Consider the following 22,718-nt stretch of genomic DNA (forward strand, 5'->3'; position numbering starts at 1 on the left):
GCGATGCAGATTCTTTCGGACGCGCGGCCCCTCGTCGGAAGCGCCCGCCTGACGGAGACCTCGCTTGGCGCGCGTGACCACATCAATCCCGCGACCGGCGAGCCGCAGGCCATGGTCAACATCTCGGGCGCGCCCGAAGTCGATGCCGCGCTCGCCTCGGCTGTCGCCGGGCAGAAGGCCTGGATGGCTTACGGGCCGGCACGGCGCCGCGACTGCCTCTTCAAGCTTGCCGAACTCGTTGAGCGTGAAACCGACTGGTTTAACCGCGCCGCGGCGCTCGAAGTCGGCACTCCGCTGTCGGTGGGTGGTCCCGGCCTCGCGCTCTCCTGGATACGATACTACGCCGGCTGGGCCGACAAGGTCGAGGGCACGATTACCGAACCGATCGGGGCAAGCGGCCTCGCATATGCGAAACATGAGCCGATCGGCGTTATCGGCGTCATCATCCCCTGGAATTCGCCGCTCATCGCTATCTCGATGACAGCCATTCTCGCGCTCGCCGGCGGTAACGCTGTCGTTCTCAAGCCGCCGACGCAGACGCCGTTCGTCGCGCTCCGGTTCGGCGAACTCGCGCTCGAGGCAGGTTTCCCCGAGGGCGCACTCAACATCGTTCCTGGCGATGCCGAGGCGGGCGAGGCACTCATCGGCGACGCTCGCTGCGGCAAGATCAGCTTCACCGGCGGCGAGCAGGTCGCCAAGATCGTCATGCGTCGGGCGGCAGAAGTTCTGAAGCCGGTCGCTCTCGAACTCGGCGGCAAGTCCGCGAATATCATCTTCGACGATGCCGACCTCGATGCAGCAGCCCATATGGCGGCAATGTGCTCGATCGTGGTGGCGACCGGCCAGGGCTGCGTGTTGCCGACCCGGGCCTATGTCCATGACGCGGTTTTCGATCGCTTTGTCGACAAGGTGGCAGCCCATGCCGCCGCCTTTCCGCTCGGCGATCCGCTCGATGCCAAGACGCTTGTCGGACCGGTCATCACCGAGGCGGCCGCCCGGCGCATCATGGACGTGATCGATCGCGCAAAATCGGAATCGGGCGGAACACTCGTCGCCGGCGGAGCCCGCGGCGAGGGAGACCTGGCACGCGGCGCCTTCGTTCAGCCGACCGTATTCGCCGACGTCGCGCACGACAGCCATCTCGCGCGCGAGGAGGTCTTCGGTCCGGTGCTCGCGATCCTGCGGTTCAAGGACGAGGCCGAAGTCGTCGCGAAGGCGAATGACAGCCGGTTCGGTCTGGGCGGCTACATCCATACCAATGACCTCAAGCGTGCGCACCGGATGGCGGGCGCGCTGCAGGCCGGCGCGATCTCGGTCAACGGCATGCTTCCGATGGCTCCCAACCTGCCGTTCGGCGGGTTCAAGGAGAGCGGGTTCGGTCGCGAGGGCGGCAAGCCCGGGCTCGAGGAATTCATGCAGATCAAGCAGGTCATGATCCACCTGTGAGCAAGCTTCCGGTCTCGGCAGATTATGTGATCGTGGGAGGCGGGAGCGCAGGATGCGTGCTTGCCGCACGCCTGTCCGAAGACCCGTCGGTCGAGGTCGTGCTTCTCGAGGCTGGCGGCAACGGGCGCGGCTTCCTGATCGACATGCCTGCGGGCACAGCCAAGCTCATGGGTGATGCGCGCTATGACTGGCGCTTGCAGACCGAACCCGACCCGTCGCTGGGCGGGCGGACGATGACCTGGGGCGCCGGCCGCATGCTCGGGGGTAGCTCGGGGATCAACGGACAAGTCTATATGCGCGGGTCGCGCGGCGACTATGATGCCTGGGCACGGCAGGGCTGCACGGGCTGGTCGTTCGACGAGATATTTCCCTATTTCCTGCGCTCCGAGACATTCCACGGGCCGGCATCGCAATCGCACGGCCAGCATGGCCCCTTGAGCGTGTCGCCGGTCGGCGAGCCGCAGGCGATCGGCCGCCACGTAATCGACGCCTTTCGCGAGGTCGGCCTTCCGCTCAATGACGATTATTGCAGTGGCGACCAGTTCGGGGTCTTTCCGATCTATGCGACCCAGCGCGGCGGTCAGCGCTGCTCGACCCGGCGCGCCTATCTCGAGCCCGCGCTTGCCCGGCCCAATCTTCACATTGTGACCGGCGCCGCCGCCGAGCACATCCTCTTCGAAGGCCGGCGGGCGACCGGTGTGCGCTATCGCAAGGGGCCGATGTCCGCCGAGTTCGTCGCCAGGCGCGAAGTCATCGTGTCGGCTGGCTGCGCCCAGTCGCCGACGCTGCTGATGCGATCCGGAGTGGGGCCCGCCGATCAACTCGCCCGGCATGGCGTGCGCATCGTGACCGACCTTCCGGGCGTCGGCGAGAATCTGCGCGAGCATTGCACGATCGCGATCTCGAAGTTCGTCGGGATCGATACGCTGAGTCGTCATCTGACGCCGTTCGGCCTGGCAGGCGCGATGCTTCGTTACCTGTTTCAGCGCCAGGGCATTTTGACCACACCCGCGGTGCAGGTCATGGCAGGATTGAAGACTCTGCCCGAGCTGGCCGAGCCCGACGTCATCCTCTCGATGCTTCCGGTTGCCGTAACCTTCAACGCGAAGGGCGACGCCGTCGTCGAGAAGCGCCCCTCCTTCAGCATGGGCTTCCACGTCGCGCGGCCGCAAAGTCGCGGCGCGGTGCGCCTCCGCGACCGCGACCCCGGCTCCCCGCCCCGCATCGAGCCCAATCTCCTTGGCGCTGACGAGGACCTTGAGAAGCTCGTTGCCGCGTGCCAGCTGGTCCAGCGCGCCTGCGAGGCACCCGCGCTCGCCTCGGTCATCACCGGCGACCTCCGTCCCGAGCCGCTGCCGCAGGACGCCGAAGGCTGGCGTGCCTACATCCGCCAATGGGCGGGGATCGGCTATCATATGGTGGGAACCTGCCGGATGGGCGCGGCAAACGACGCGATGGCGGTCGTCGATCCGGAGCTGCGGGTGCGCGGCATCGATGGGCTGCGGGTGGTTGACGCCTCGGTCATGCCCGAGCCGGTCTCGGCGAACACCAATGCCCCCACCATCATGATTGCCGAAAAAGCGGCCGAGATGATCCGGACCCTTCATCGCCGTTGATTGCGCCGCGAAACGTGAACGCTTGCATATATGTCTAAATTAGATAGAGGTATATTCGACAACGGCGCGGTGTTTGCTGGGGGAGTCCGAGGGGATTTCCGAACGGAAAATTGCGCCGGGACAGGGAGAATGCGGTGCCGCGGCTACGTGGCACCTGCTTTGGGATTGAGGTAGCGATGTCCAAATTGCGGTCGATTATCGACGGGGTAATGCGTCTGGATCCGGATGCGGAGGCAATCGAGTTTCGGGAAGTCTGGCACAGCTGGCGCGAACTGACCGACGTCATAGACGGACTCGAAGAGATATTCGCGGCAAACGCGATCGGGGCGGGAAGCCGGATCGCCGGGGTCCTGCGCAACACGCCGCAGATCGCCGCTGCCATCGTCGGCCTGCTCATTTCGGATCGCTGTATCGTCACTCTCAACCCGCTTCTTCCCGAAGAGAAGCTCGTTGCCGACGTCGCGGCGCTCAAGGCGCCGGTGATCTTCGCTGCCGCCGAGGACTGGAGCCGTGACGAATTCCGTAAAGCGGCCTTCGCGAGCAAGGCGCTGTGCCTCGAAATTCCGTCCACTGCGGGCGACCCGGTGAAAGTGCTGAACGCGCTCGGCGACGGAGATTTCCGGTCGGACGCCGAAGGTATCGGCATCGAGATGCTCACGAGCGGCACCACCGGCACACCGAAGCGCATCCCGCTCAAGGCTCGCAACTTCGAGCGTATGATCCTCGATGCTGCCGTGTTTGAGCGGCGCGACGTGAACGAGACGCCGCGTCTTCGCCGCGCGGTCAGCATCCTCAACACGCCCTTTTCGCATATCGGCGGCCTCGTCGGCCTCTTCATCTGCCTGTCGGCCGGCCGTCGCGCTTGCATGCTCGAACGCTTCCAGGTCGGGCCCTTCGTCGCTGCCATCGAGCGCCACCAGCCCAAGGCGGTGAGTGCGCCCCCGTCGGGTCTGCGCATGATCCTCGACGCGGACGTGCCCAAAGAAAAACTTGCGAGCCTGTCGGTGTTCCGGACTGGAACCGCGCCGCTCGATCCTGACCTCGCTGACGCCTTCTTCGATCGATACGGCATTCCCGTGCTTCAGAATTATGGCGCGACCGAATTTGCAGGCGGTGTCGCGGGCTGGACGATGCAGGATTTCAAGACCCACGGGAAATCCTGTCGAGGCAGCGTCGGCCGGATGAACCCGGGCGTCGAAGGCCGGGTCGTCGATGCCGAAACAGGTGATCCGCTGCCGTTCGGTGAAAGCGGCCTCCTCGAGCTTCGCGCAAAATATCTCGGCGACGGCGTGAGCTGGATGCGGACCAATGACATCGCCCGCATGGACGAGGAGAATTTTCTCTGGATACTCGGCCGCGCCGACAATGCGATCATTCGCGGCGGCTTCAAGATCATTCCCGACGATGTCGTGCGATCGATCGAGACCCATCCGGCGGTCCGCGAGGCCTGCGTCATCGCGCTCCCCGATCCGCGGCTCGGCGAGGTCCCCGCCGCGGCGTACCTCGTCAAGTCGGGCCAGTCGCTCGAACCCGACGCACTTCGCGCCTATCTGCGCGAGCGCCTCACCCCTTATCAGGTGCCGGTGCAGCTCCTGCAGCTCGATGAAATGCCGCGCACGCCATCGATGAAAGTGAGCCAGCCCGAACTCAAGAAGCTGTTCGAGGCGGCCTGACCGCCGCCTCGCTCAGAAGAGCGAGGTAGAATCGACGAGGCGCCCGGCGACATAGGCCACGAAACGCGCCGCGTCGGCGCCATTGATCACGCGGTGATCATAGCTCAGCGAGAGCGGCAGCATTGTCTTCCACGCTACGCCGCCATCGATGCCCGGCGTCGCCACCGGCCGCGCACGCGTCACGCCGAGGATCGCCACTTCAGGCGCATTGACGATCGGGGTAAAGGCGGTGCCGCCGATATGGCCCAGCGAGGAGAGGGTGATGCACCCGCCGGACATTTCGTCCATCGTCAGCCCCTTTTCTCGCGCCTTCGCCGACAGCGCCGCGATCTCGCCCGCGATGGCACCGGCATCCTTCTTGTTGCAGTCGCGAACGACCGGAACGAGCAGGCCCTTAGGCGTGTCGACGGCAACGCCGACATGCGCGAATTTCTTGCGAATGATCTTTCCCGCCGCGGGATCGAGCGACTGATTGAACTGCGGGAACGCGACCAGCGCATCGGCGAGAATCTTGACCAGCAGCGGCACGATCGTGAGTTTGGTCCCGTTCGCGTCATTGTGCGCGCGGCGCGCCTCTTCAAGCGCGGTGATATCGGCGTCGTCATGATGCGTCACATGCGGGATCGCGATCCAGTTGCGGCCCATGTTCGCGGCCACGAATCGCTGTATGCGGGGCAGCTCGTCCACTTCGACATCGCCGAACACCGAAAAATCGCCCGTCGGCCAAGGCGCGAGGCCATTGAGTAGATCGCTCATCCTGTTTTCCCTTGATTACCAGCCGGCAAGGTCTGCGGCACGAAGACGATGTTTTTCGGGCTGGCCGAGCCAGGCCCAATCGAGCATCGCGCGCTTCATGTAGATGTGGGTGTCATGCTCCCAGGTGAAGCCGATGCCGCCATGAGCTTCGACCGTGTCGCGGGTCGCCTGGAGGTAGATGTCCGTGAGATGGGCCTTGGCCTGCGCCGCGGCATGTCGCGCCTTTTCCGGTAGCTCGTCCCACGCATGGGCGGCATACCAATAGAGGCCCCGGCCAGGTTCGACCGCAAGCGCCATGTTCGAAAGCTGATGCTTGAGGCCCTGGAAGCTGCCGATCGGGGCGCCATATTGCTCGCGCACCTTCGCATATTCCACCGACATCTCGACGCAGTGGTTGGCACCGCCGAAGGCATCCGCCGCGAGCAGCACCGCAGCGGCGTCGATCGACCGCGCGACCGACGCTTCGTCTCCGGGCATCGGCTCGGCGGGCGCGTCGGCGAAGGTCACCGTGTCGAGCGAGCGGGTACGGTCTGCTCCGTCGAGACGCTCGACGGCGACGCCTTCGCCCTTCTCGACGAGCACCAGGCCCGACGCAGTGCCGACGATGAAAAGATCGGCCTCCAGCCCGTGAGGAACGAAGCGCTTTTTCCCGTTCAAACGCGCTTCGCCGGCAATCTCCCATTCCCCGGGAAGCCATCGCGAGTCGCCCTCGCCGAGCGCCAGGGTCGCGAGCGCCTCGCCCGAGGCCAGCTTTGGCAGCCAACGCTCACGCTGCGCCGCGCTGCCGCACAGCGCGACAGCAATCGTTGCGGCGCAATGGCCGAATAGCGGAACAGGCGCTGCATATTCGCCGACGAGTTCCGCTGCAATCGCGAGATCGATGAGCTTGAGGCCGAGTCCGCCCAGCTCTTCGGGCACCATGATAGCGGGAATGCCCATCTCGCAAATCGCCTGCCAGAGACCGGCGTCATAGGATCCGTCGCCATCGAAAATCTCATGGACATGGCGGGGATCGCATTTGTCCTGGAGGAGGCCGCGGAGAGCATCAAGCAGCGCCAACTGCTCGTCGGACAATAGGAAATTCATTTCGAGCCTCCTCTGGCATCGCGGGGAAGACCCAGGCTCCGCTCGGCGATCAGGTTGCGCTGAATGTTCGAGGTGCCGCCCGCGATCGACATCGAGAGCGAAATCATGAAGCGCTCGATCCATTTCTTGCCGGGCCCCGACATGTCGACGAAATCGTCGCCGACGATGTCGCGCGCAAGCTTGCCGATCCGCTGTGCGAGGTCCGTCATGTAGAGCTTGGGCATCGTCGAGAAGCTGCCGACGTCGCGATCATGGACCGCATGCGAAGTCGCGCGGTAGGTCGAATAGGTGAGTGACATGAGCTGTCCGTCGATCGCGGCGAGTTCGGTACGAATTCGGGGATCCTCGATGGCGGGTTTGCCATTCCGCTGCGTCTCGCGCGCAAGCTTCAGGAGATCGCGCATCATCGAGAGGCTCCATGTGAGTCCACCGATACCCGAACGCTCATGTTTCAGCGTCGAGCGTGTCACATACCAGCCCTTGCCGCGTTCGCCGACAAGATTGCCGGCCGGTGTCCGGGCGTCGTCGAAGAAAACCTCACAAAACTCGGGGAGCCGCGTCATCTGCTGGAGCGGTCGCACCGTCACCCCCGGCTGGCGCAGGTCGACGAGCAGATAGGAAATGCCGTCATGCTTGCCGGCGTCGGGTTCTGTCCGAACCAGCATGAACATGTGCGTGGCGCGGTCGGCCCCGGTGCTCCAGATTTTCTGCCCATTGATCACCCACTCGTCACCGACGAGCTCGGCGCGCGTGCGAAGCGAGGCGAGGTCGGATCCCGCATTGGGCTCGGAAAAGCCCTGTGCCCATCGCATTTCGCCGGTCAGCGTCCGCGCGATAAACTCGGCGCATTGCTCTTCGGTGCCCCACTCGAGCAGCGTTGGCACGACGAGTTTTCCGGTTCCCGGGATGCGCCCGCTCGGGGCGCGGGCCTTGGTGAACTCTTCGCGGATGATTTCGGCGCGCGCGATATCGGGTGCCTGCTCGGACCCTCCGAACCGCTTCGGCACGGCGCGATGAAGATATCCGCGATCGATGGCGGCGAGAACGAAGCGGCGCTCATTCTCCTTCGACTTGTAGTCGCCGTCCGCTGGCGGCCAGTTTTCCGCGAGGAACTGTTTCACTTCCGCGCGAAAGCCGTCGAACTCCGGCCCGAAGCCAAGATCCATTTCTAAGCCCTTTCCCTAGCCGGCCGCGCGCGTTGACCCGCGGTGCCGGGGCAATTTGCCCGTTCGGGCTTGCCAATAATCCTATAACTAATTTAATTGATAACGCATGACCAGTCCCAATTTTCCCGACCTTCGGATTCAGGCCCCAGCCCGCTGGGCGCTCGATGTCGAGCCGGCGCTCAGCACGGGCCCGCTGCATCGGCAGCATTTGTTCGGCGGGGCGAGCCTCGCCTTGGCGGTGGCCGCCCTCGAAGAGGTAACGGGAGGCGATGCACTCTGGGCCAGCGTCCATTTTCTCGCACCCGTGCCGACAGGCGCGACCCTCGACATTGAAGCTCGGATCACCGGCGGCGGCCGGGCCATCGGACATGGCGCGGTCGAGGCCAGGCTCGACGACGTCCCCATCCTGTCAGGGCTCGGATCATGCGGACGCGCGGGCGGCGGCGACTCCGGACAATGGGCACAGATGCCTGCGACCCCACCGCCTGCCGATTGCGACCTGCTTGTCGCGCACAAGGATGCCGACCGCGACATCCATTCGACGCTTGATATCCGGGTCGCCGCAGGCCGCTTCGGCATTTTCTCGCGGGCGCCGCTCGCCCCGGGCGGTCGCGTGCAGGCCTGGATGAGACACAGGCGCCGCGCCAACGACCGGGTCGCGCTGGCATTCATGTCGGATTTCGTGCCCTCGACCGTCGGTAACGCGATCGGCGTGCGCGCAGGCGGCAACAGTCTCGACAATAATATTCGCTATTGCGGCACCGGCGAAACCGAATGGGTCCTCGGCGACTTCTCGATCGATGCGCTCTCGGGCGGCGTCGGGCATGGACGCGTCCACCTCTTTGCCGAGAACGGCACGCTTCTGGCGACCGGTAGTCAGAGCTTCAAGCTGCGCGCGATGCCGCGCGCCGATGAAGACCGCATCGGGTGATCAGGGATCGGGGAAGCTTGGAGAGCGCTTCTCGCGAAAGGCGCTGATACCTTCGGAAAGATCGGGCCAGGTCAGGGATTCGCGAACGCTTCGCTCCGCCATGTCTAGCGATGCAACGAGATCATGCGCGAGCCCATGTTGCAGCTGCCTCTTGATCTGCCGCGTCGCACGCGGGGACGTCTCCCGAGCGATCTGCAGCGCCTGTTCGATCGCAGCCTCGCGGAAGCCTTCGGGGGGAAGGAGACGCGTCACAAGGCCGCGTGCCAGCGCTTCATCCGCCTCGATCCGACGCGCAGACAAGAGCATATCGCTCGCGAAACCATGGCCCGCAATCCGGCCGAGAAGGAAGGCCGAGCTGCTTTCGGCGACGAGCCCCATGCGCGCGAAGCTCGCCACGAATTTCGCATCGGTCGACGCGATGCGGATGTCGCACGCCAGCGCGAGCATCAGGCCCGCGCCCGCGCACGGGCCATTGACAGCGGCGATGACGGGCTTCGTGATGGCGAGCGGGATGGTGTAGCGCGTCCGGAACGGGGGCGGCGCGTCGACGAAGCAGCTGAACACCCCGGCGCCCGTTTCCGAGAGCCGCTCGGTTCCGGCTTTGACTTTCTCCAGCCGGTCCATGCTTGCGCCGGCGCAGAAGCCACGGCCAGCGCCGGTGAGCATGATGGCTCGCACGTCTGGGTCGGTGGCTGCCGCGACGAAGGCGAGGTCGAGCGCCGCTCCCATACCGGTGGTCAGCGCATTCAGCCGCTCCGGCGCATTGAGGGTAATGATCGCCAGACGCTCGCTTCGCTCGACCAGAACTTCGCCTTGTGACATTTTCCGCTCCTCTCCCGATTGACTCCGACGCTTCGCCGAGTCATGGATAATATCGTATAACTAATAAACAGGATTGGGATGGTGGATCAATTTGATTACGCGGCCGTGGGCCTGCAGCCCCCGCGATATCGCATCGACCCGCCTGTGGGTCCGCCCGATGTCTCCAGCCTCGTCGGGCTTGCCGCGGCAAAGCGCCCTGACGACGAGGCGCTTGCCGATGATGTCCGCCGTTTCAGTTTTCGCGAGCTCGATATGGCCATCGATCACGCCGCAGCGCTGCTTCGCGCACGCGGCTTGGAACCCGGCATGCGGGTCGCCGCTGCGATGCCGAACCGCTGGGAGGCGGTCGTCGGCTATTTCGCGGCGATGCGCCTCGGGGCGGTCTGGGTCGGGCTGAACCGCATCCTCCCGCCCGGCGACAAGGCCTATATACTCGGTCATTCGCAAACCCATCTGATCCTCGCCGATCGCGATACGGCGGCCGAGGTCGAGGCCCTTCGCCCGGACTTGCCGGCGCTTGTTCACATCCTGTCGATCGACGACGATGCGGAGTGGGTCGAAGCACTGGCCGCCAAGGCGCCGGTCGATATTGCCTATCCCGACGTCGATCCCTTCGCTCCCGCAGCGATCATGTACACGAGCGGGACCACCGGCGTTCCGAAGGGATGTGCGCACAGTCAGCACAATATGGTAACCGTCGCCGCCGCGGTTTCGGCGCATGGCCTCATGAATCCCGACGCGCGCCGTGGATCGGTGCTTCCGGTGACGATTACGAATGTGATGATCCTCGGCGCCGTTGTCGCCTACTGGAACGCCCGGCCCTTCATCCTCGGCAAGACGGCGAAGATCGCGCCGATGGTCGAGTGGCTCGCGCGCGAACGGATCGAGCAGTGTGCCTTCGTTCCGACGATGATCTACGATCTGATGAAGGAAGATCTCGACCTTCCGCCAGGTCTGTCGGCCGGGGCCGGCGGCGCACCTGTCTCGCAGGCCATGCGCGACGGCTTTCTTGCCCGCCACGGACAGCAGCTGCAGCCAAGCTACGGTCTCACCGAAGCGCCGACGGTCGTTGCCAGTCCGCAGGATCGGCCGACGCCCGAGGGCGCCTCCGGCTTTGCATTGCCCCATCTGCGCATCTCCATCCGGGACAAGGAGGGCCATGAACTCGCGCTTGGCGAAGTCGGTGAAGTCTGTTTTGCAGCCGTGGAGGAGGGCGCGTGGGCGCATGTCTATGCGCCGCCGCTCGGATATTGGCTCGATGCGACGAAGACCGCCGCGCTCCTAGAAGGCGGCGTCGTCCATTCGGGCGACGTCGGGAGCCTCGACTCCGAAGGCTGGCTCACGATCGCCGATCGCAGCTCCGAACTGATCTTGCGAGGCGGTTCCAACGTCTATCCGACCGAAATCGAGAAGGTACTGCAAGGCGCTGCCTCAGTCGCGGACTGCGCGGTCATCGGGCAATCCGACGATCGTCTCGGCATGCGGACCGTCGCGGTCATCCAGCCAGCCGACGCGGCACAGTCCCAAGCGGACATCGAGGAAGAGCTGCGGGCCCTCTGCCTCGCGAACCTGTCGCGCTACAAGGTCCCTGACGAGTGGATGTTCGTCGACACCTTCCCCCGAAATGCCATGGGCAAGATCGTCAAGCCGCGGCTTCGCGAGCTTCTCGCTCCGGCTGCGGCCTGAATATTGCGAGAGGAAATTATATGCCCGAACCGGTGAAAAGCTACGACAGGCTGGCGGGCTGGGGCGCTATCGTGACGGGCGCAGGCTCGCTCGGCGAGGGCATCGGCACCGGAAAGGCGATCTCCTTGCTGCTCGCCCGCGAAGGCGCCCGCGTCGCCCTCTTCGACCTCGACCATGACCGCGCCGCCGAAACGCGGGACCTCATCACCGGCCAGGGCGCCGAAGCAAAGATTTTTACCGGTGACGTCACCGACGGCGAAGCATGTGCCGCCATGGTCGAGGAAGCCGTCCAGTGGCTCGGCCGTCTCGACATCCTCGTGAACAATGTCGGGATGGGGGCCGGCGCCGGGCGGCTGGAGGCGATCGCGCCCGCCGCGTGGGAGCGCGGCATCGCCCTCAATCTCGGAAGCGCCTACAATATGACGCGCGCCGCGATCACCGCACTGCTCGCCGGGGAAGGCAAGGCGGTCGTCAACATCGCTTCGGTCGCGGGGGTCCTCGCGCACGGCACCGCAAGCTATGGCCCCGCCAAGGCGGCAATGATCCAGTTCACCCGCGAGATTGCCGTGATGTACGGCCGCGAGGGCCTCCGCGCGAACGCAGTTCTCCCGGGTCATATCATGACGCCGCTTGTCGAGAGATTCGCTTCTCCCGACGCGCGCGAGACGCGGCGCCTGATCGCGCCGCTCGGCGTCGAAGGCGACGCATGGGATATAGCGCAAGCGGTGATTTTCCTCGCCGGGCCCGAAGCTCGCTTTATCTCTGGGGCGATCCTGCCCGTCGATGGCGGCGTGACCCAGATCGCGCCGCTCGCCGCTTATGAAGCGCTCACCGGTGAGTCTATGACGCGATGACAAGCTCTGGCGCATTCGAGTGGCGAAACATAGGCATCCTGTTTGCCGCCACGATCGGCATTGCGATCGCTGGCATCCATTTTCACGTCGTCGGCGCTATGGTGACACCTCTCGGCAAGGCTTATGGCTGGTCGCGGGGCGATATCGCCTTTGCGCTGACCATAACCGCCATCCTCCATCCTTTCACCAATGTCTGGATCGGAACCCTCGCCGACCGCCACGGTCCGCGCGCCGTAGCACTCCCGGGTATAGTCCTGTTCTGCGCAGGCCTCGCGCTATTGGGCCTCGCCGGTCCGACTCTCTGGAGCTGGTACGCAGCCTACACTGGCTTTGCCATCCTCGGGGCCGGGGCAAGTTCCGTCATCTGGACGATGGCCGTCGTTCAGGCCTTCAGCAAACGACGTGGTCTTGCGCTTGCGATCTCGCTCGCGGGTTCTGGCTTGCTCGTGTCGCTCGTTCCGTCGATCGTGCTGCTGCTCGAGCGGACAGCCGGCCTGCGGGGCATCTATCCTTCGCTCGCGCTCGCATCTCTGCTTCTGATGTTCATTCCTGCCTGGCTCTTCCTGCCTCGCCGGCGAGCAGGTGCGGCGCCGGCGGCGCTTCGAAGCAAGGGTGGCGATTGGCGCGAGGTCGTGGGCTCGGCAACTCTATGGCGGTTGGGCGTCGGACTGTTGATCATTGCATCCTGCGTCGGCACCTTCATCGTCCATTTCCAGCCGATGCTGACCGACGCCGGTATGAACCGCGACGACGCAGCCTATGTGGCGCTGTTTATCGGCCCCGCCATGGTCACGGGGCGTATCGCAACGGGCCTGCTTTTTGACCTTCTTCCGACCCGCCTCGTCGCGACCGCTGCCTTCTCGCTGCCCGGCATCGCGTGTATCCTGCTGTTCCTGCTGCCCCTCGACATGACGACCGCCACGCTGCTCGCGTTGCTGATCGGCATCGGAATGGGAAGCGAGGTCGACGTGGTTGCCTATCTGTCCAGTCGCTATTTCGGGCTCCGCCGCTATGGCTTGGTATTCGGTATCCTGATCAGCATCTACGGACTGGCCGTCGGCATGGCGTCCTGGCTCGTGGGCAAGGCACACGACGCCTATGGCACCTACGATGGCGTTTTGCTCGGACTCGCGATCGGGGTGATTGCGGCGATGGCACTCGTCATATCACTGGGTCCTCCGCCGCCGGTCGAAAGCGACCCAGACCCGGCTCCTCCGTCCCACTAACCGCCTCGCCGGGTCAGCACACCGCAATATCCCAACCCCTCGCATGGGAGAGGATCATGTCCCTGCTGATCGGCGCGACCTGGTAGAGGCGCGTTTCGTGGAACTTAGCGCGCCCCGCCTAGCGCCGCGACGAACTCGCCTGGATACTCGCGCACCCTGTCTGCTTCGTATCGACAGGGGGCCGGCAAACCTGGCGCACAACTTGGCGACCCATTCACGGATGGGGGTATATCCGGAATCATGGAGCTCTCCCGGATCTGCTTGGAAAATTGCGAATTCAGCCGACGATGTCGAACCAGTCGAGCATGGAGTCATGAAAGACGCCGCCGAGATGGTGGAGACTGATATTGTGGCCGCATCCCGGTTCGATCCGCACGCGAGAATGTGGATTTTGCGCGAGGTAGGTCGTGGCAGCAACACATACTGCCTCGTCGGCGACCGAGCTCGATTCCTCGCCGGCAAAGGTCATCCGCACCGGCAAGGCGATGCGCTGCATGGTTTGAGGCAGGGTTCGGGGCGCCTGTGCGGCATCGACGAGCTCGAGGACGGGAACCATGCTCGAAATGGCCGCGTCAAATTCGAGGGCGCGGGGAGAGAAGCTCCCGTCAGCGCCATAAAATCGCGCGCGGACATGGTCGCGCCCGAGAGCGGGATAATGTGTCTGGCCGGAGGAGGGCTTCCGGGCATCCAGCGCGGCAGCGGTAGCCTCGTCGTAAACGAGCGGCACCCCGCAGACATCGATCGCCTTGATTTGTCCCGATCTCGGATCGGCTGCAGTCATCAGAGCAAGGATGCCCCCCATCGAATGACCCGCGAGATGTATCGGCAGGTCGCCTTCATCAAGGCGAAGCGTGGCAAAGAGATCGTAGAGAAGGTCGACTTGGTCGGTCAGACTCATCGGGCTGCTAAAGGCTGCGCCATAGCCCGGCCGGTCAACCGCGGCGGCAAGATAACCGCGAGCGGCCGCGCGGCCGAGGAGGGATGTTTCGACAAAATCCCAATAGGCCGATCCATAGCCTCCACCGTGAAGAGCGACAAGCAGTGCGCGCGGACGGACATCTGGGCGCTGAAGACAGCCCGAGATTTCGGATCGTGGGGTAGGGAAGTTGGCCGGACTGGCGGATGCTTGATGGAGTTTCCTTCGAGACATCATACGCCGAATGCGGGTAGCTCGCACGCGATTCTATATTCGTCGCGCAGGCGCTCGACGAGATCGGCGACCGTCGGAATATCGTGGATCAAATCGATCCCCTGTCCGGCCGACCACAGATTCCTCCAGGGGCGCACGCCCTCGGGGAGATGATCATGTCGCATGCCCTTGCCTTCGGGGACGGGGAGTTTCTTCGGATCGAGTCCGACCCGCTCCATCGACCGGACGAGCCAGTTGGCGGGAACGCCAGCGATCTTGCCGGTGAACATCAGATCGTTGGACCCGCTCTCGACAAGCATCTGATGATAGGCCGGGTCGACACGCGATTCCTCGGTCGCGATGAACCGCGTGCCCATATAGGCAAGGTCGGCCCCGAGCACTTCGGCCGCGCGGATCGCGGCACCAGTTGAGATAGATCCCGCCATCAGCAGCGTTCCGTCAAACATCTCGCGAATCTTCGGGACCAGCACGAGATGGCCGATATTGCCCGAGTGGCCGCCGCCGCCCGCTCCGACGCAGGTCATCCCGTCGACGCCGGCTGCGATCGCCTTCTCGGCGAAGCGGAGCGACACGACATCGTGCCACAGGAGTCCGCCCCAGTCGTGGACCTGCGAGGCGAGCTCGGTCGGGTCGCCGGTCGCGCTGATGATGATCTCGACGCCATATTTGCCGCAGAGATCGAGATTGGCCCGGAGTTCGTCCTCGCGCATCCGGGTGGCGAGATTGACCGCGAGCGGACCGATGCGCGCGCCGGGAACCTCGTCCGCGTAGCGGTCGAGGCCATTGCGTATCTGCTTGAGCCAGCTCTCGAAGGACTCGATGTCCCGGGCGTTGGCGCGCGGCAGCGCGCCAACGATGCCGGCGCGGCACGCCGCGCCGACAAGGTCGGGACCCGAAACGAGGAACATGGGCGCGCAGACCGCAGGCAAAACCATGCGGTCGCGGATACGGTCCGGGAGCGCCATGGCTCAGCCGCGGCCCGTGCGCAGCTCGTTGTGGCGTGCCCACATCTCGTTGACCTTCGCCTGCAGCTCGGGCGGCACCGGCGGGAGCGCCGGGATTCCGGCCTCGCGCGACGGCAGCAGGATCGAGGCATGACCCTTGACGGTTACCTCGTCACGCTGGTTGGTCATGCGGAACTCGACGTCGACGATCTTCATCCCGTCTTCCTCGCGCTTGCCGGTCACCTCGCCGGTGATGATCTGCATGTCCCCCATATAGTTGAACTTGCGGATCTCGTCATATTGCGACTTCACCCATCCGTCGTCGCCGCACCAGTCCGAAAGATAATGGAAGATGTAATTCTCGCGCATGACCCCATAGTCATAGGCCATCGGGTTGCCGATCTGCTGCGCCCAGGCCGGATCCCAGTGGAGTCGCTGCGCGACGTCGGGAATGCCATATTCATTCTTCACATAGAAGGGCGCGATCCGCTTGCGGTTCTTGTGCGCCATGCGCCCGACCGTCGGCGCATAAGGAATGAAGCCATAGCCGCCGGCATGGAAGCAGACGACATCGGTGACGGTCAGCGGCCCCTTGCCCATCTTGCCGAGCGACTCGCCGACCTCGACATCCTCGAAAAAGCGCTTCTCGGCACCGCGAACCTGTTCCGCCGCGTAGATTTCCTCGATCTTCGCCATATCCTCGTCGGTGTAGGTCTGCGGCTCGATCGCGCTATATTTGCCCTTCTTGGCGGCCGTCTTGCGCTCGGTGAGGATGCGCAGGGTCTTGTAGACGCCGACGACTTGCTGGCGCTGGTTGAATTTCACCTCGCGGCTGATCTGGATCACGTTGCGGCCCGCGAACTCCGACGGATTTACCGTGATGCTTTCCTCGCCCTTGAAGCTGTAGAGCGCATCGCCCGGAAAGATCGGATTGTAGAATTCCCATTCGCCGCCCGACACGAAGACGTGGATGCCGCGAAAGAGGCTCTTGGTGCGCGCCTTCAGCTCGTCGGGCATCGGGTCGCCCTTGAGCGGCGTGTTGATGATGCCCGCCATCATCGCGGGCGCGATCACCTGGCCCCAGCGCGTGCCGGCGGCATAGTCGGGGTCGCGGTGAAGTGGGTTATCGTTGCCGACGCCCGATGCAAAATTGCGGATATTGTCGACCTGGGCCGTGCCGACATATTCCTGGTGACGCACCGCGAGATCGACACCAAGCAGCAGTTTTGCCCGCTGGATATCGTCGTCGGTCAGCTCATATTGCGTCGCCTTGTCCCAATCCTTCTGGACGTCTTCCTTCACGGGCGCTTCAGCCATCTCTCATCCCCTACAAACATACAAACTATCTATACGATTAGCATCCCGCATTTGGCGCCCTTGTCAAGTGGGCGAGACGCAGGAGCGCGACGAACAGCCCAATTTTCCATTAAATCATCTATACGTTTATCTTGTAATTTGCGAGGTCTCCGATAGGGTGCGCCGGAGAATCAAAAAACGTCGCGGCAGCGGTTTGCGCGCCGCGACAGACAGGCGGGAGAGCCAGATGGGCCTGAAAGTGGACGTCGTTCCGGACAATGTTCCGGCCGACCTGATCGTCGATTTCGATTTCTTCGACCTCGCGGGGAAGGCCGAGGACATCCAGCTCGCATGGGCGGAGCTGCACAAGGGACCCGATATCGTCTGGACGCCGCACAATGGCGGTCACTGGATCGCGACGCGGGCGGCCGATTTCGACGTGATCCAGGTCGATCATGAGCATTTCAGCCACCAGAATTTCAACCTGCCGCGCAACGAGATCGATCAGCATTCGCTGCCGCTCGGGCTCGATCCGCCGCGCCACGCCCCTTACCGCAAGCTTCTGATGCCGACGTTCATGCCGAAGGCGTTGAAGGTGCTGGAGGCCGTCGCCCGCGATACTGCCCGTTCGCTGATCGCCGAGATCGCGCCACGTGGACAGTGCGAGTTCATCGAGGACTTTGCGAAGATACTGCCCATCAACGTTTTCCTCGGCATGGTCGACCTGCCGCTCGAGGATCGCGCGTTCCTGCTTCCCTGGGCCGAGATCGCCGTGCGCTCGAGCGACATCGCCGAGCGCCGTGCCGTTCACATGAAGATGCAGGAATATCTCGCGCCCTATATCGACGCGCGGATGACCAACCCCGGTGAGGACGTCATCAGCATCATCGGGCAAGGCGAGATCGACGGGCGGCCGATCACGCGTCCCGAGGTGTTCGGCATGTCGACGTTGCTGCTCTTCGGCGGCCTCGATACTGTCGCGTCGCAGCTCGGCTTCATCGCGCACTTCCTCGCGACCCATCCCGGCCATCTGGCAGAGCTCGCCGTCAATCCGAAGCTCAACCAGGTCGCCTGCGAGGAAATGATCCGCCGCTTCGGCCTTCCCAACACGGCGCGGGTCCTGACGATGGACTATGACTATAAGGGTATCGCTTTCAAAAAGGGCGATATGATCCAGTTGCCGAAATGCCTTTACGGTCTCGACGACCGGATCAACAGCGCCCCGCGCGACGTCGATTTCCGTCGCAAGCCGTCGGCGATCAAGCACTCGGCTTTCGGCGCGGGACCGCATACCTGCCCGGGCGCCGTTCTCGCGCGCCGCGAGATCATGGTCTTCTTCGACGAATGGCTTTCTGTCATCCCCTCGTTCCGGGTCGACACGTCGAAACCGCTGGTCATGGCGTCGGGCCCCGTCAACGGGGTGCTGGAGCTACACCTCACATGGGATGTCTAGCGTCCGGCGCCTGCGATCGCGGCAACGAGAGAGCGGATCATCGCAGTCATGTCTTCGCGGCCGCTGGCCGCGATTCGGCAGCCGCGCGCCGCGAGCGCAAGCGTGCGGCCGTTGAGCCGGGCGTCGGATTCGCTGCGTCCGCCGGCTTCCAGGACCGAGGCGAAGAAGCGCGACAGATCATCATAGAGTGCGCGCACGGCCGGGAAACCGAGATCGTCCATGTCGCGCGATTCCGGATGGGCAGCGTGCACGTCGAAGACGCTTTCGTTCCACGCGAGGCATGCGGTCAGCAGCTTGTCGTGAAGAGCCTCGATCGGCGCGATGCGCTCGCCCAAGCGCTCGATCTGGCGTCGGTTGAGACCGAGTACGAGCGCCGAGAAGATTTCATCCTTGCCCGGAAACAGCAGATAGACGGCCGGGCGCGACATGCCCGCCGCCTCGGCCAGCAGTCCCATCGTGGTCCGCGCATATCCGAACCGCATGAAAATCGTCTCGGCCGCTGCCAGCAGCAAGTCGGTTCGCGCTTCGCGGTCGATCGTCTCCCGTCCCATGAAGGTTTCCTGACACAATTCGCAAAAATGTCAAACTGTAGCATCGAGAGGAGGAGCCGATGGCCGTTGTATCGCTGAGCCAGCCCGACGCGGACGATCTGGATTTCGACGCGATCCGCATCACCGGAGAGCTGGAGACTGCCAATCATCTGCTCGACGATCATGAGGCACTGATGCGGTTTCATGACGAAAAGGGCTATGTCTTCCTTCGCAATGTCCTCGATCCTGCTTCGGTCGAGGAGGCGCGCGCCGCGATGTTCGAGATCATGGAGCGCCACGGCGTGGTCGCGCCTGGCGCCTCCGAACCCGTCTGGACCGGCACGCCCTTTCCGGGTGGCATGGAGGAAAGCGAAGAATTTGCCGGTATCTCGCGGCGCATCATCGAGCATCCTGGCAACCTCGAGCTTATGGCGCGCATCCTCGGCGAGCCTGCTGCCATGGTGCCGATCGTCCAATACCGTATCTATCCGCCCAACGGACCGGTCACCGGGGTTCATCAGGACGGCTTCTTCAGCCCCGGCATCGTCAACTTCAAACCGATGTGGATGCCGCTCGTCGATATCGACCGCAGCATGGGCGGGCTGATGGTCGCGGTCGGACAGAATAAGCGCGGCTATTTCCACAATCTCGCCAAGGCCCCGCGCTGTCCGATCCCCGAAGGCGTGATCGAGCCCGGAAGCTGGGCGACGGCCGATTATCATCCCGGCGACGTGCTGGTCATCCATGGCGCGACGCCGCACGCCAGTCGGCCCAACCTGTCCGATCGCGTCCGCGTGTCGATCGATACCCGAATCCAGTCGGCGGGCAATCCGCGCGTCCTGCTCGGCACGGTCACCGGCTGGGCATCCGATCGGATCGATGTCGAGACGCACGATGGGCCGCGCAGCTTCCGCGTCGACGACGACACCTTCATCCGCATCCTGCACCCGGGCACGCGGATCCCGACCGGCGACTTTGCCGAGACGGTTCAGAAGGACATGAAACTCGCGATCGTGTTCGATGGCGATCATGCCGAGACGTTGCGCAAGGCGTCCGAAAACTGAGCCCGCACGCTCGATCGTTGACATAATTTCATAATATGTCAGAACGTCCAAAAATGTTGGGAGATGCGATGTGACGGCGAACGATCTGGCCGAAGTGAATGTCGAGGGCGTGCGCGCGGCTATGGCCGCGGCGGTGGAAAGCGGAGCCGAAACCGGGCTGCACGTCGTCGCCTATCATCGGGGCCGGAAGATCATCGATCTCTGGGAGGGCGTTGCCGATCCGGCGACAGGCCGGAAGGTCGAAGCCGATACCCTGTTCAATGTCTATTCGGTGACGAAGGCGGTCACCGCAACGGCGCTTCATATCCAGGCCGAGCGAGGCCATGTCGACTATGACGCGCCGATCGCGACCTATTGGCCCGAATTCGCGGCTGGCGGCAAGGAAGGCGCGACGGTCCGCCATGCACTGACGCACCGCGTCGGCGTCCCCCAGATGCCCGAGGGCGTGACGCCCGAAATGATGTGCGACTGGAATGCGATGACGACCGCGATCGCGGCGCTCCCGCCGCTCGCGCCACCCGGCGAGAAGACGCTCTACCAGTCGATGACCTTCGGCTGGATCGTTGGCGAAATCGTGCGCCGAACCGATCCCGAAGGGCGGGACTTTCGTCAATTCATTCTCGACGAGATCTGCGCGTCGCTCGGTCTCGCCGACCTCTGGCTCGGTATTCCCGACGCCGCCGAGCCGCGCGTCGCGATCATGAGCGACCGCAACGCCGGCGATCCGCCGCCGCCGCTCGCGACCCTGTTCAGCCAGTCGATGCCGCCGCAGGTAGCGCTCGTGCCGCCGGTCTTCGAACGCCCCGACGTTCGCCGCGCCTGTATTCCCGGCGTTGGCGGGATATTCAACGCGCGCGACGAGGCGCGCTTCTGGGCGTTGCTCGCCGAAGGCGGCGCGCTCGATGGCGTTCGGCTGCTGTCGGAAGAGCGGGTCGCCGGCTTCTCCAACGTGCGCGACAATGGCGATGAGCCCGATCCCGTCATGTTCGGCATCCCGATACCGATCAGCACCGGCGGTTATTGGCTCGGCGGTCACCGCGTCAGCTCGCCGCGCGCGATCTGGCACCCGGGCGCCGGCGGCTCGATCGGGTGGGCCGACCCCGACAATCGCCTCGCGGTCGCCATCTGCCACAACCGCATGTTCAACACCCGCACCGTCGAGGATGATCCGATCCTGCCGATCAGCCACGCCGTGATGGCCGCTGTCGGCCTGGAGGCCTGAGCCATGAAGCGCTGGATGTGCATGAATTGCGGCTGGGTCTACGACGAGGAGCTGGGTGACCCGCTCGGCGAAATCGCCCCCGGTACGGCCTGGGAGGATATTCCCGACGACTGGAAATGCCCCGATTGCGGCGCGACCAAGTCCGAGTTCGAAATGACCGAGATATGAGGCTGCGATGACCTATGACTTCATCATCGTCGGCGCCGGCTCCTCGGGATGCGTCCTTGCCGACCGGCTCACGCGGTCGGGCCGGAACAAGGTGCTGTTGATCGAAAGCGGCCCCGCCGATACGAGCCCGCTGATCGATATGCCGCGCGGGTTCGGCCGCACGCTCGTGCAGGGGAAGCTGACATGGGCCTATGTGGCATCCAAGACCGGCGGCCACAACGAACCCGAATATTGGGTGCGCGGCAAGGTCCTCGGCGGGTCCAGCTCGGTGAACGGCATGGTCTATGTTCGCGGACAGCCCTCCGACTATGACGAGTGGGAAGCCGCGGGCTGCACGGGGTGGGGCTGGGACGCCCTGAAGCATAGCTTCCTCGCGATCGAGGATCATGAACTCGGAGCCTCCGACATGCGCGGCGCCGGCGGTCCCCTGCATATCACCGTCCACCCGCGCCGCGAGCCGGTGTGCGAGGCCATGATTGCGGCGGCCTCTCAATATGGCATTCCCGCGGTCGAGGACCTGAACGCAATCGACGGGCCCGGGTTCGGCTACCAGCCGCGCACCATATGGCGCGGCAAGCGGCAAAGCGCGGCGAAGGCCTTCCTCCGACCGGCCATGAACCGGCCCAACCTCACTGTCGCCACCGGAACCGACGTTCTTCATTTACTGGTCGAGGGTGCGCGGGTCACCGGGGTGCGCGTGCGCGACGCCGCCGGCGAACGCGATGTCGCAGGCCGCGAGATCATCCTCAGCGCCGGCGCGCTCAACTCGCCGACCTTGCTTCAGCGCTCGGGGATCGGGCCCGCCGACCATTTAAAATCGGTCGGGGTAGAGGTGCGGGTCGACGCGCCAGGTGTCGGACACAATATGCGCGAGCACCGCCTGCTTCGCGCGCAGTTCCGGCTGCGGCGCGGAAGCAACAACCGCGCGTTTCACGGTCTCGGCCTCGCGCGCAGCCTGGTCGCCTATGGGCTTGCCGGACGCGGTCCGCTGACCTCGGCCGCCTTCGAAGTCGGCGGCTTCATTCGCACCGAGCCCGGCTCCGGCCGGCCCGATGCGCAACTCGGCATGGGGCCGATGTCGATCGACACGTCGATCCCGGGCTTTGCGCTCGAGAAGGATCATGGCGCGCTGTGCGGCGGCTATGTGATGCGCCCGCAAAGCCAGGGTTCGATCCTGATCGCGGGGCCGGCTCTCGAAACGCCCGCGCTCATCGACCCCAATTATCTCGCCACCGATTATGACCGCCGGGTCTCGGTTGCCTTGTTCCGGACCATCCGCGACATCTTCCGCCAACCCGCTCTAGCGCCATTCGTCGTTGGCGAGACCGGCCCGGGCGACACCGTCGAGACCGACGATGAAATTGTCGACGCGTTTCATCGCATCGGCGCCAGCGGCTATCATGCGGCAGGAACCTGCCGGATGGGCAGCGATCCCGAATCGGTTGTCGATACGCGACTGAGGGTGCGCGGCGTGGCCGGCCTGCGCGTCGTCGACATATCGGTGATGCCGTCCCTGGTCTCCGGCAACACCAATGCCGCGGCGATGGCGATGGCCTGGCGCGCGGCCGATCTGATCGAAGAGGATATGGCCGCGGAGCAGGTGTCAGCCTGACCGGCCTGCGCGCGCCT

20 protein-coding genes are annotated in these 22,718 nt (G+C 64.5%); 12 read left to right on the top strand and 8 right to left on the bottom strand.

From position 1 onward, the window contains the following. The first annotated feature begins 3 nt into the window (after window positions 1-3). The 3 genes from HDC35_RS12740 to HDC35_RS12750 all read left to right on the top strand — a co-directional run bounded on the left by HDC35_RS12740 (window position 4) and on the right by HDC35_RS12750 (window position 4,735). Window positions 4-1,446 (top strand): aldehyde dehydrogenase, encoded by a 1,443-nt coding sequence (locus HDC35_RS12740; RefSeq protein ID WP_184647293.1) that lies wholly within the window; start codon window positions 4-6, stop codon window positions 1,444-1,446. After that, entirely contained in the window at window positions 1,443-3,062 is a 1,620-nt protein-coding gene (locus HDC35_RS19855; protein WP_184647295.1) for a GMC family oxidoreductase N-terminal domain-containing protein, read from the top strand. The genes HDC35_RS12740 and HDC35_RS19855 overlap by 4 nt, the downstream gene beginning before the upstream one ends. A 176-nt stretch (window positions 3,063-3,238) precedes the next feature. Beyond that, the gene (locus HDC35_RS12750; protein ID WP_184647297.1) at window positions 3,239-4,735 is read left to right on the top strand and encodes a class I adenylate-forming enzyme family protein; all 1,497 of its coding nucleotides are present in this window, start codon (window positions 3,239-3,241) and stop codon (window positions 4,733-4,735) included. Window positions 4,736-4,747: 12 nt separating this feature from the next. Here the strand turns inward: HDC35_RS12750 and HDC35_RS12755 are convergent, their stop codons facing one another. From HDC35_RS12755 to HDC35_RS12765, 3 genes are read right to left on the bottom strand one after another with little or no spacing between them, the layout of a single operon-like run. Beyond that, the gene (locus HDC35_RS12755) at window positions 4,748-5,491 is read right to left on the bottom strand and encodes a 2-oxo acid dehydrogenase subunit E2 (RefSeq protein ID WP_184647299.1); all 744 of its coding nucleotides are present in this window, start codon (window positions 5,489-5,491) and stop codon (window positions 4,748-4,750) included. Between the two features lie 15 nt (window positions 5,492-5,506). Further along, entirely contained in the window at window positions 5,507-6,577 is a 1,071-nt protein-coding gene (locus HDC35_RS12760) for an acyl-CoA dehydrogenase family protein (protein WP_184647301.1), read from the bottom strand. Beyond that, window positions 6,574-7,743, bottom strand: coding sequence for an acyl-CoA dehydrogenase family protein (locus tag HDC35_RS12765; RefSeq protein WP_184647303.1), 1,170 nt, complete (start codon window positions 7,741-7,743; stop codon window positions 6,574-6,576). Before HDC35_RS12765 ends, HDC35_RS12760 begins: the two co-directional genes overlap by 4 nt. Before the next feature lie 106 nt (window positions 7,744-7,849). Between HDC35_RS12765 and HDC35_RS12770 the strand changes: the two genes are divergently transcribed. Beyond that, window positions 7,850-8,674 carry an acyl-CoA thioesterase II gene (locus HDC35_RS12770; RefSeq protein WP_184647305.1) on the top strand — a complete coding sequence of 275 codons (825 nt, stop codon included), beginning with the start codon at window positions 7,850-7,852 and terminating at the stop codon, window positions 8,672-8,674. Here HDC35_RS12770 and HDC35_RS12775 read toward each other — a convergent pair whose 3' ends face one another. Continuing rightward, on the bottom strand, window positions 8,675-9,496 hold the full coding sequence (locus HDC35_RS12775) for an enoyl-CoA hydratase-related protein (RefSeq protein ID WP_184647307.1): 822 nt from the start codon (window positions 9,494-9,496) through the stop codon (window positions 8,675-8,677). A gap of 78 nt (window positions 9,497-9,574) precedes the next feature. On the opposite strand from HDC35_RS12775, the gene HDC35_RS12780 reads away from it, so the two are divergent. Genes HDC35_RS12780 through HDC35_RS12790 form a run of 3 tightly spaced genes read left to right on the top strand, consistent with a single transcriptional unit; the run spans window position 9,575 to window position 13,262 of the window. Then, window positions 9,575-11,182 (top strand): class I adenylate-forming enzyme family protein, encoded by a 1,608-nt coding sequence (locus tag HDC35_RS12780; protein ID WP_184647309.1) that lies wholly within the window; start codon window positions 9,575-9,577, stop codon window positions 11,180-11,182. Window positions 11,183-11,202: 20 nt separating this feature from the next. Further along, window positions 11,203-12,036: an SDR family NAD(P)-dependent oxidoreductase gene (locus HDC35_RS12785; protein WP_184647311.1), complete on the top strand. Its 834-nt coding sequence runs from the start codon at window positions 11,203-11,205 to the stop codon at window positions 12,034-12,036. Next, window positions 12,033-13,262: an MFS transporter gene (locus HDC35_RS12790; RefSeq protein WP_184647313.1), complete on the top strand. Its 1,230-nt coding sequence runs from the start codon at window positions 12,033-12,035 to the stop codon at window positions 13,260-13,262. Before HDC35_RS12785 ends, HDC35_RS12790 begins: the two co-directional genes overlap by 4 nt. 277 nt (window positions 13,263-13,539) lie before the next feature. Here the strand turns inward: HDC35_RS12790 and HDC35_RS12795 are convergent, their stop codons facing one another. The 3 genes from HDC35_RS12795 to HDC35_RS12805 are packed head-to-tail and all read right to left on the bottom strand — an operon-like array spanning window position 13,540 to window position 16,673. Then, window positions 13,540-14,415: an alpha/beta fold hydrolase gene (locus HDC35_RS12795; RefSeq protein WP_184647315.1), complete on the bottom strand. Its 876-nt coding sequence runs from the start codon at window positions 14,413-14,415 to the stop codon at window positions 13,540-13,542. After that, window positions 14,412-15,377 carry a nitronate monooxygenase family protein gene (locus tag HDC35_RS12800; RefSeq protein WP_184647317.1) on the bottom strand — a complete coding sequence of 322 codons (966 nt, stop codon included), beginning with the start codon at window positions 15,375-15,377 and terminating at the stop codon, window positions 14,412-14,414. The genes HDC35_RS12795 and HDC35_RS12800 overlap by 4 nt, the downstream gene beginning before the upstream one ends. Before the next feature lie 3 nt (window positions 15,378-15,380). Then, a complete protein-coding gene (locus HDC35_RS12805; protein ID WP_184647319.1) occupies window positions 15,381-16,673 on the bottom strand; it encodes a MaoC family dehydratase N-terminal domain-containing protein in 1,293 nt (430 codons plus the stop codon). Between the two features lie 226 nt (window positions 16,674-16,899). Between HDC35_RS12805 and HDC35_RS12810 the strand changes: the two genes are divergently transcribed. Beyond that, window positions 16,900-18,105 (top strand): cytochrome P450, encoded by a 1,206-nt coding sequence (locus HDC35_RS12810; RefSeq protein WP_184647321.1) that lies wholly within the window; start codon window positions 16,900-16,902, stop codon window positions 18,103-18,105. On the opposite strand, the gene HDC35_RS12815 is transcribed toward HDC35_RS12810, so the two are convergent. Then, entirely contained in the window at window positions 18,102-18,656 is a 555-nt protein-coding gene (locus tag HDC35_RS12815; RefSeq protein WP_184647323.1) for a TetR/AcrR family transcriptional regulator, read from the bottom strand. The genes HDC35_RS12810 and HDC35_RS12815 overlap by 4 nt on opposite strands. A 59-nt stretch (window positions 18,657-18,715) precedes the next feature. Here HDC35_RS12815 and HDC35_RS12820 point away from each other — a divergent pair, with 59 nt between their 5' ends. The 4 genes from HDC35_RS12820 (at window position 18,716) to HDC35_RS12835 (ending at window position 22,701) form a co-directional block, all read left to right on the top strand. Next, window positions 18,716-19,699 (top strand): phytanoyl-CoA dioxygenase family protein, encoded by a 984-nt coding sequence (locus HDC35_RS12820; RefSeq protein WP_184647325.1) that lies wholly within the window; start codon window positions 18,716-18,718, stop codon window positions 19,697-19,699. A 70-nt stretch (window positions 19,700-19,769) separates the two neighbouring features. Continuing rightward, entirely contained in the window at window positions 19,770-20,921 is a 1,152-nt protein-coding gene (locus tag HDC35_RS12825) for a serine hydrolase domain-containing protein (RefSeq protein WP_311770766.1), read from the top strand. Window positions 20,922-20,924: 3 nt separating this feature from the next. Continuing rightward, the gene (locus HDC35_RS12830; protein WP_184647327.1) at window positions 20,925-21,089 is read left to right on the top strand and encodes a rubredoxin; all 165 of its coding nucleotides are present in this window, start codon (window positions 20,925-20,927) and stop codon (window positions 21,087-21,089) included. 7 nt (window positions 21,090-21,096) lie between these two features. Further along, window positions 21,097-22,701, top strand: coding sequence for a GMC family oxidoreductase (locus HDC35_RS12835; protein ID WP_184647329.1), 1,605 nt, complete (start codon window positions 21,097-21,099; stop codon window positions 22,699-22,701). Window positions 22,702-22,718: the final 17 nt, after the last annotated feature.

Origin of the sequence: Sphingopyxis sp. JAI128 (genome assembly GCF_014207235.1) — a bacterium.
Taxonomy (GTDB): Bacteria; Pseudomonadota; Alphaproteobacteria; order Sphingomonadales; family Sphingomonadaceae; genus Sphingopyxis.

What these genes read in the sequence shown, in the direction of transcription:
- HDC35_RS12785 (WP_184647311.1), top strand. Translation starts at nt 11,203, where the DNA reads ATGCCCGAACCGGTGAAAAGCTACGACAGGCTGGCGGGCTGGGGCGCT.
- HDC35_RS12795 (WP_184647315.1), bottom strand. Translation starts at nt 14,415, where the DNA reads ATGATGTCTCGAAGGAAACTCCATCAAGCATCCGCCAGTCCGGCCAAC.
- HDC35_RS12810 (WP_184647321.1), top strand. Translation starts at nt 16,900, where the DNA reads ATGGGCCTGAAAGTGGACGTCGTTCCGGACAATGTTCCGGCCGACCTG.
- HDC35_RS12760 (WP_184647301.1), bottom strand. Translation starts at nt 6,577, where the DNA reads ATGAATTTCCTATTGTCCGACGAGCAGTTGGCGCTGCTTGATGCTCTC.
- HDC35_RS12790 (WP_184647313.1), top strand. Translation starts at nt 12,033, where the DNA reads ATGACAAGCTCTGGCGCATTCGAGTGGCGAAACATAGGCATCCTGTTT.
- HDC35_RS12765 (WP_184647303.1), bottom strand. Translation starts at nt 7,743, where the DNA reads ATGGATCTTGGCTTCGGGCCGGAGTTCGACGGCTTTCGCGCGGAAGTG.
- HDC35_RS12775 (WP_184647307.1), bottom strand. Translation starts at nt 9,496, where the DNA reads ATGTCACAAGGCGAAGTTCTGGTCGAGCGAAGCGAGCGTCTGGCGATC.
- HDC35_RS12750 (WP_184647297.1), top strand. Translation starts at nt 3,239, where the DNA reads ATGTCCAAATTGCGGTCGATTATCGACGGGGTAATGCGTCTGGATCCG.
- HDC35_RS12770 (WP_184647305.1), top strand. Translation starts at nt 7,850, where the DNA reads ATGACCAGTCCCAATTTTCCCGACCTTCGGATTCAGGCCCCAGCCCGC.
- HDC35_RS12780 (WP_184647309.1), top strand. Translation starts at nt 9,575, where the DNA reads ATGGTGGATCAATTTGATTACGCGGCCGTGGGCCTGCAGCCCCCGCGA.
- HDC35_RS12830 (WP_184647327.1), top strand. Translation starts at nt 20,925, where the DNA reads ATGAAGCGCTGGATGTGCATGAATTGCGGCTGGGTCTACGACGAGGAG.
- HDC35_RS12740 (WP_184647293.1), top strand. Translation starts at nt 4, where the DNA reads ATGCAGATTCTTTCGGACGCGCGGCCCCTCGTCGGAAGCGCCCGCCTG.
- HDC35_RS12835 (WP_184647329.1), top strand. Translation starts at nt 21,097, where the DNA reads ATGACCTATGACTTCATCATCGTCGGCGCCGGCTCCTCGGGATGCGTC.
- HDC35_RS12820 (WP_184647325.1), top strand. Translation starts at nt 18,716, where the DNA reads ATGGCCGTTGTATCGCTGAGCCAGCCCGACGCGGACGATCTGGATTTC.
- HDC35_RS12815 (WP_184647323.1), bottom strand. Translation starts at nt 18,656, where the DNA reads ATGGGACGGGAGACGATCGACCGCGAAGCGCGAACCGACTTGCTGCTG.
- HDC35_RS12805 (WP_184647319.1), bottom strand. Translation starts at nt 16,673, where the DNA reads ATGGCTGAAGCGCCCGTGAAGGAAGACGTCCAGAAGGATTGGGACAAG.
- HDC35_RS12800 (WP_184647317.1), bottom strand. Translation starts at nt 15,377, where the DNA reads ATGGCGCTCCCGGACCGTATCCGCGACCGCATGGTTTTGCCTGCGGTC.
- HDC35_RS12755 (WP_184647299.1), bottom strand. Translation starts at nt 5,491, where the DNA reads ATGAGCGATCTACTCAATGGCCTCGCGCCTTGGCCGACGGGCGATTTT.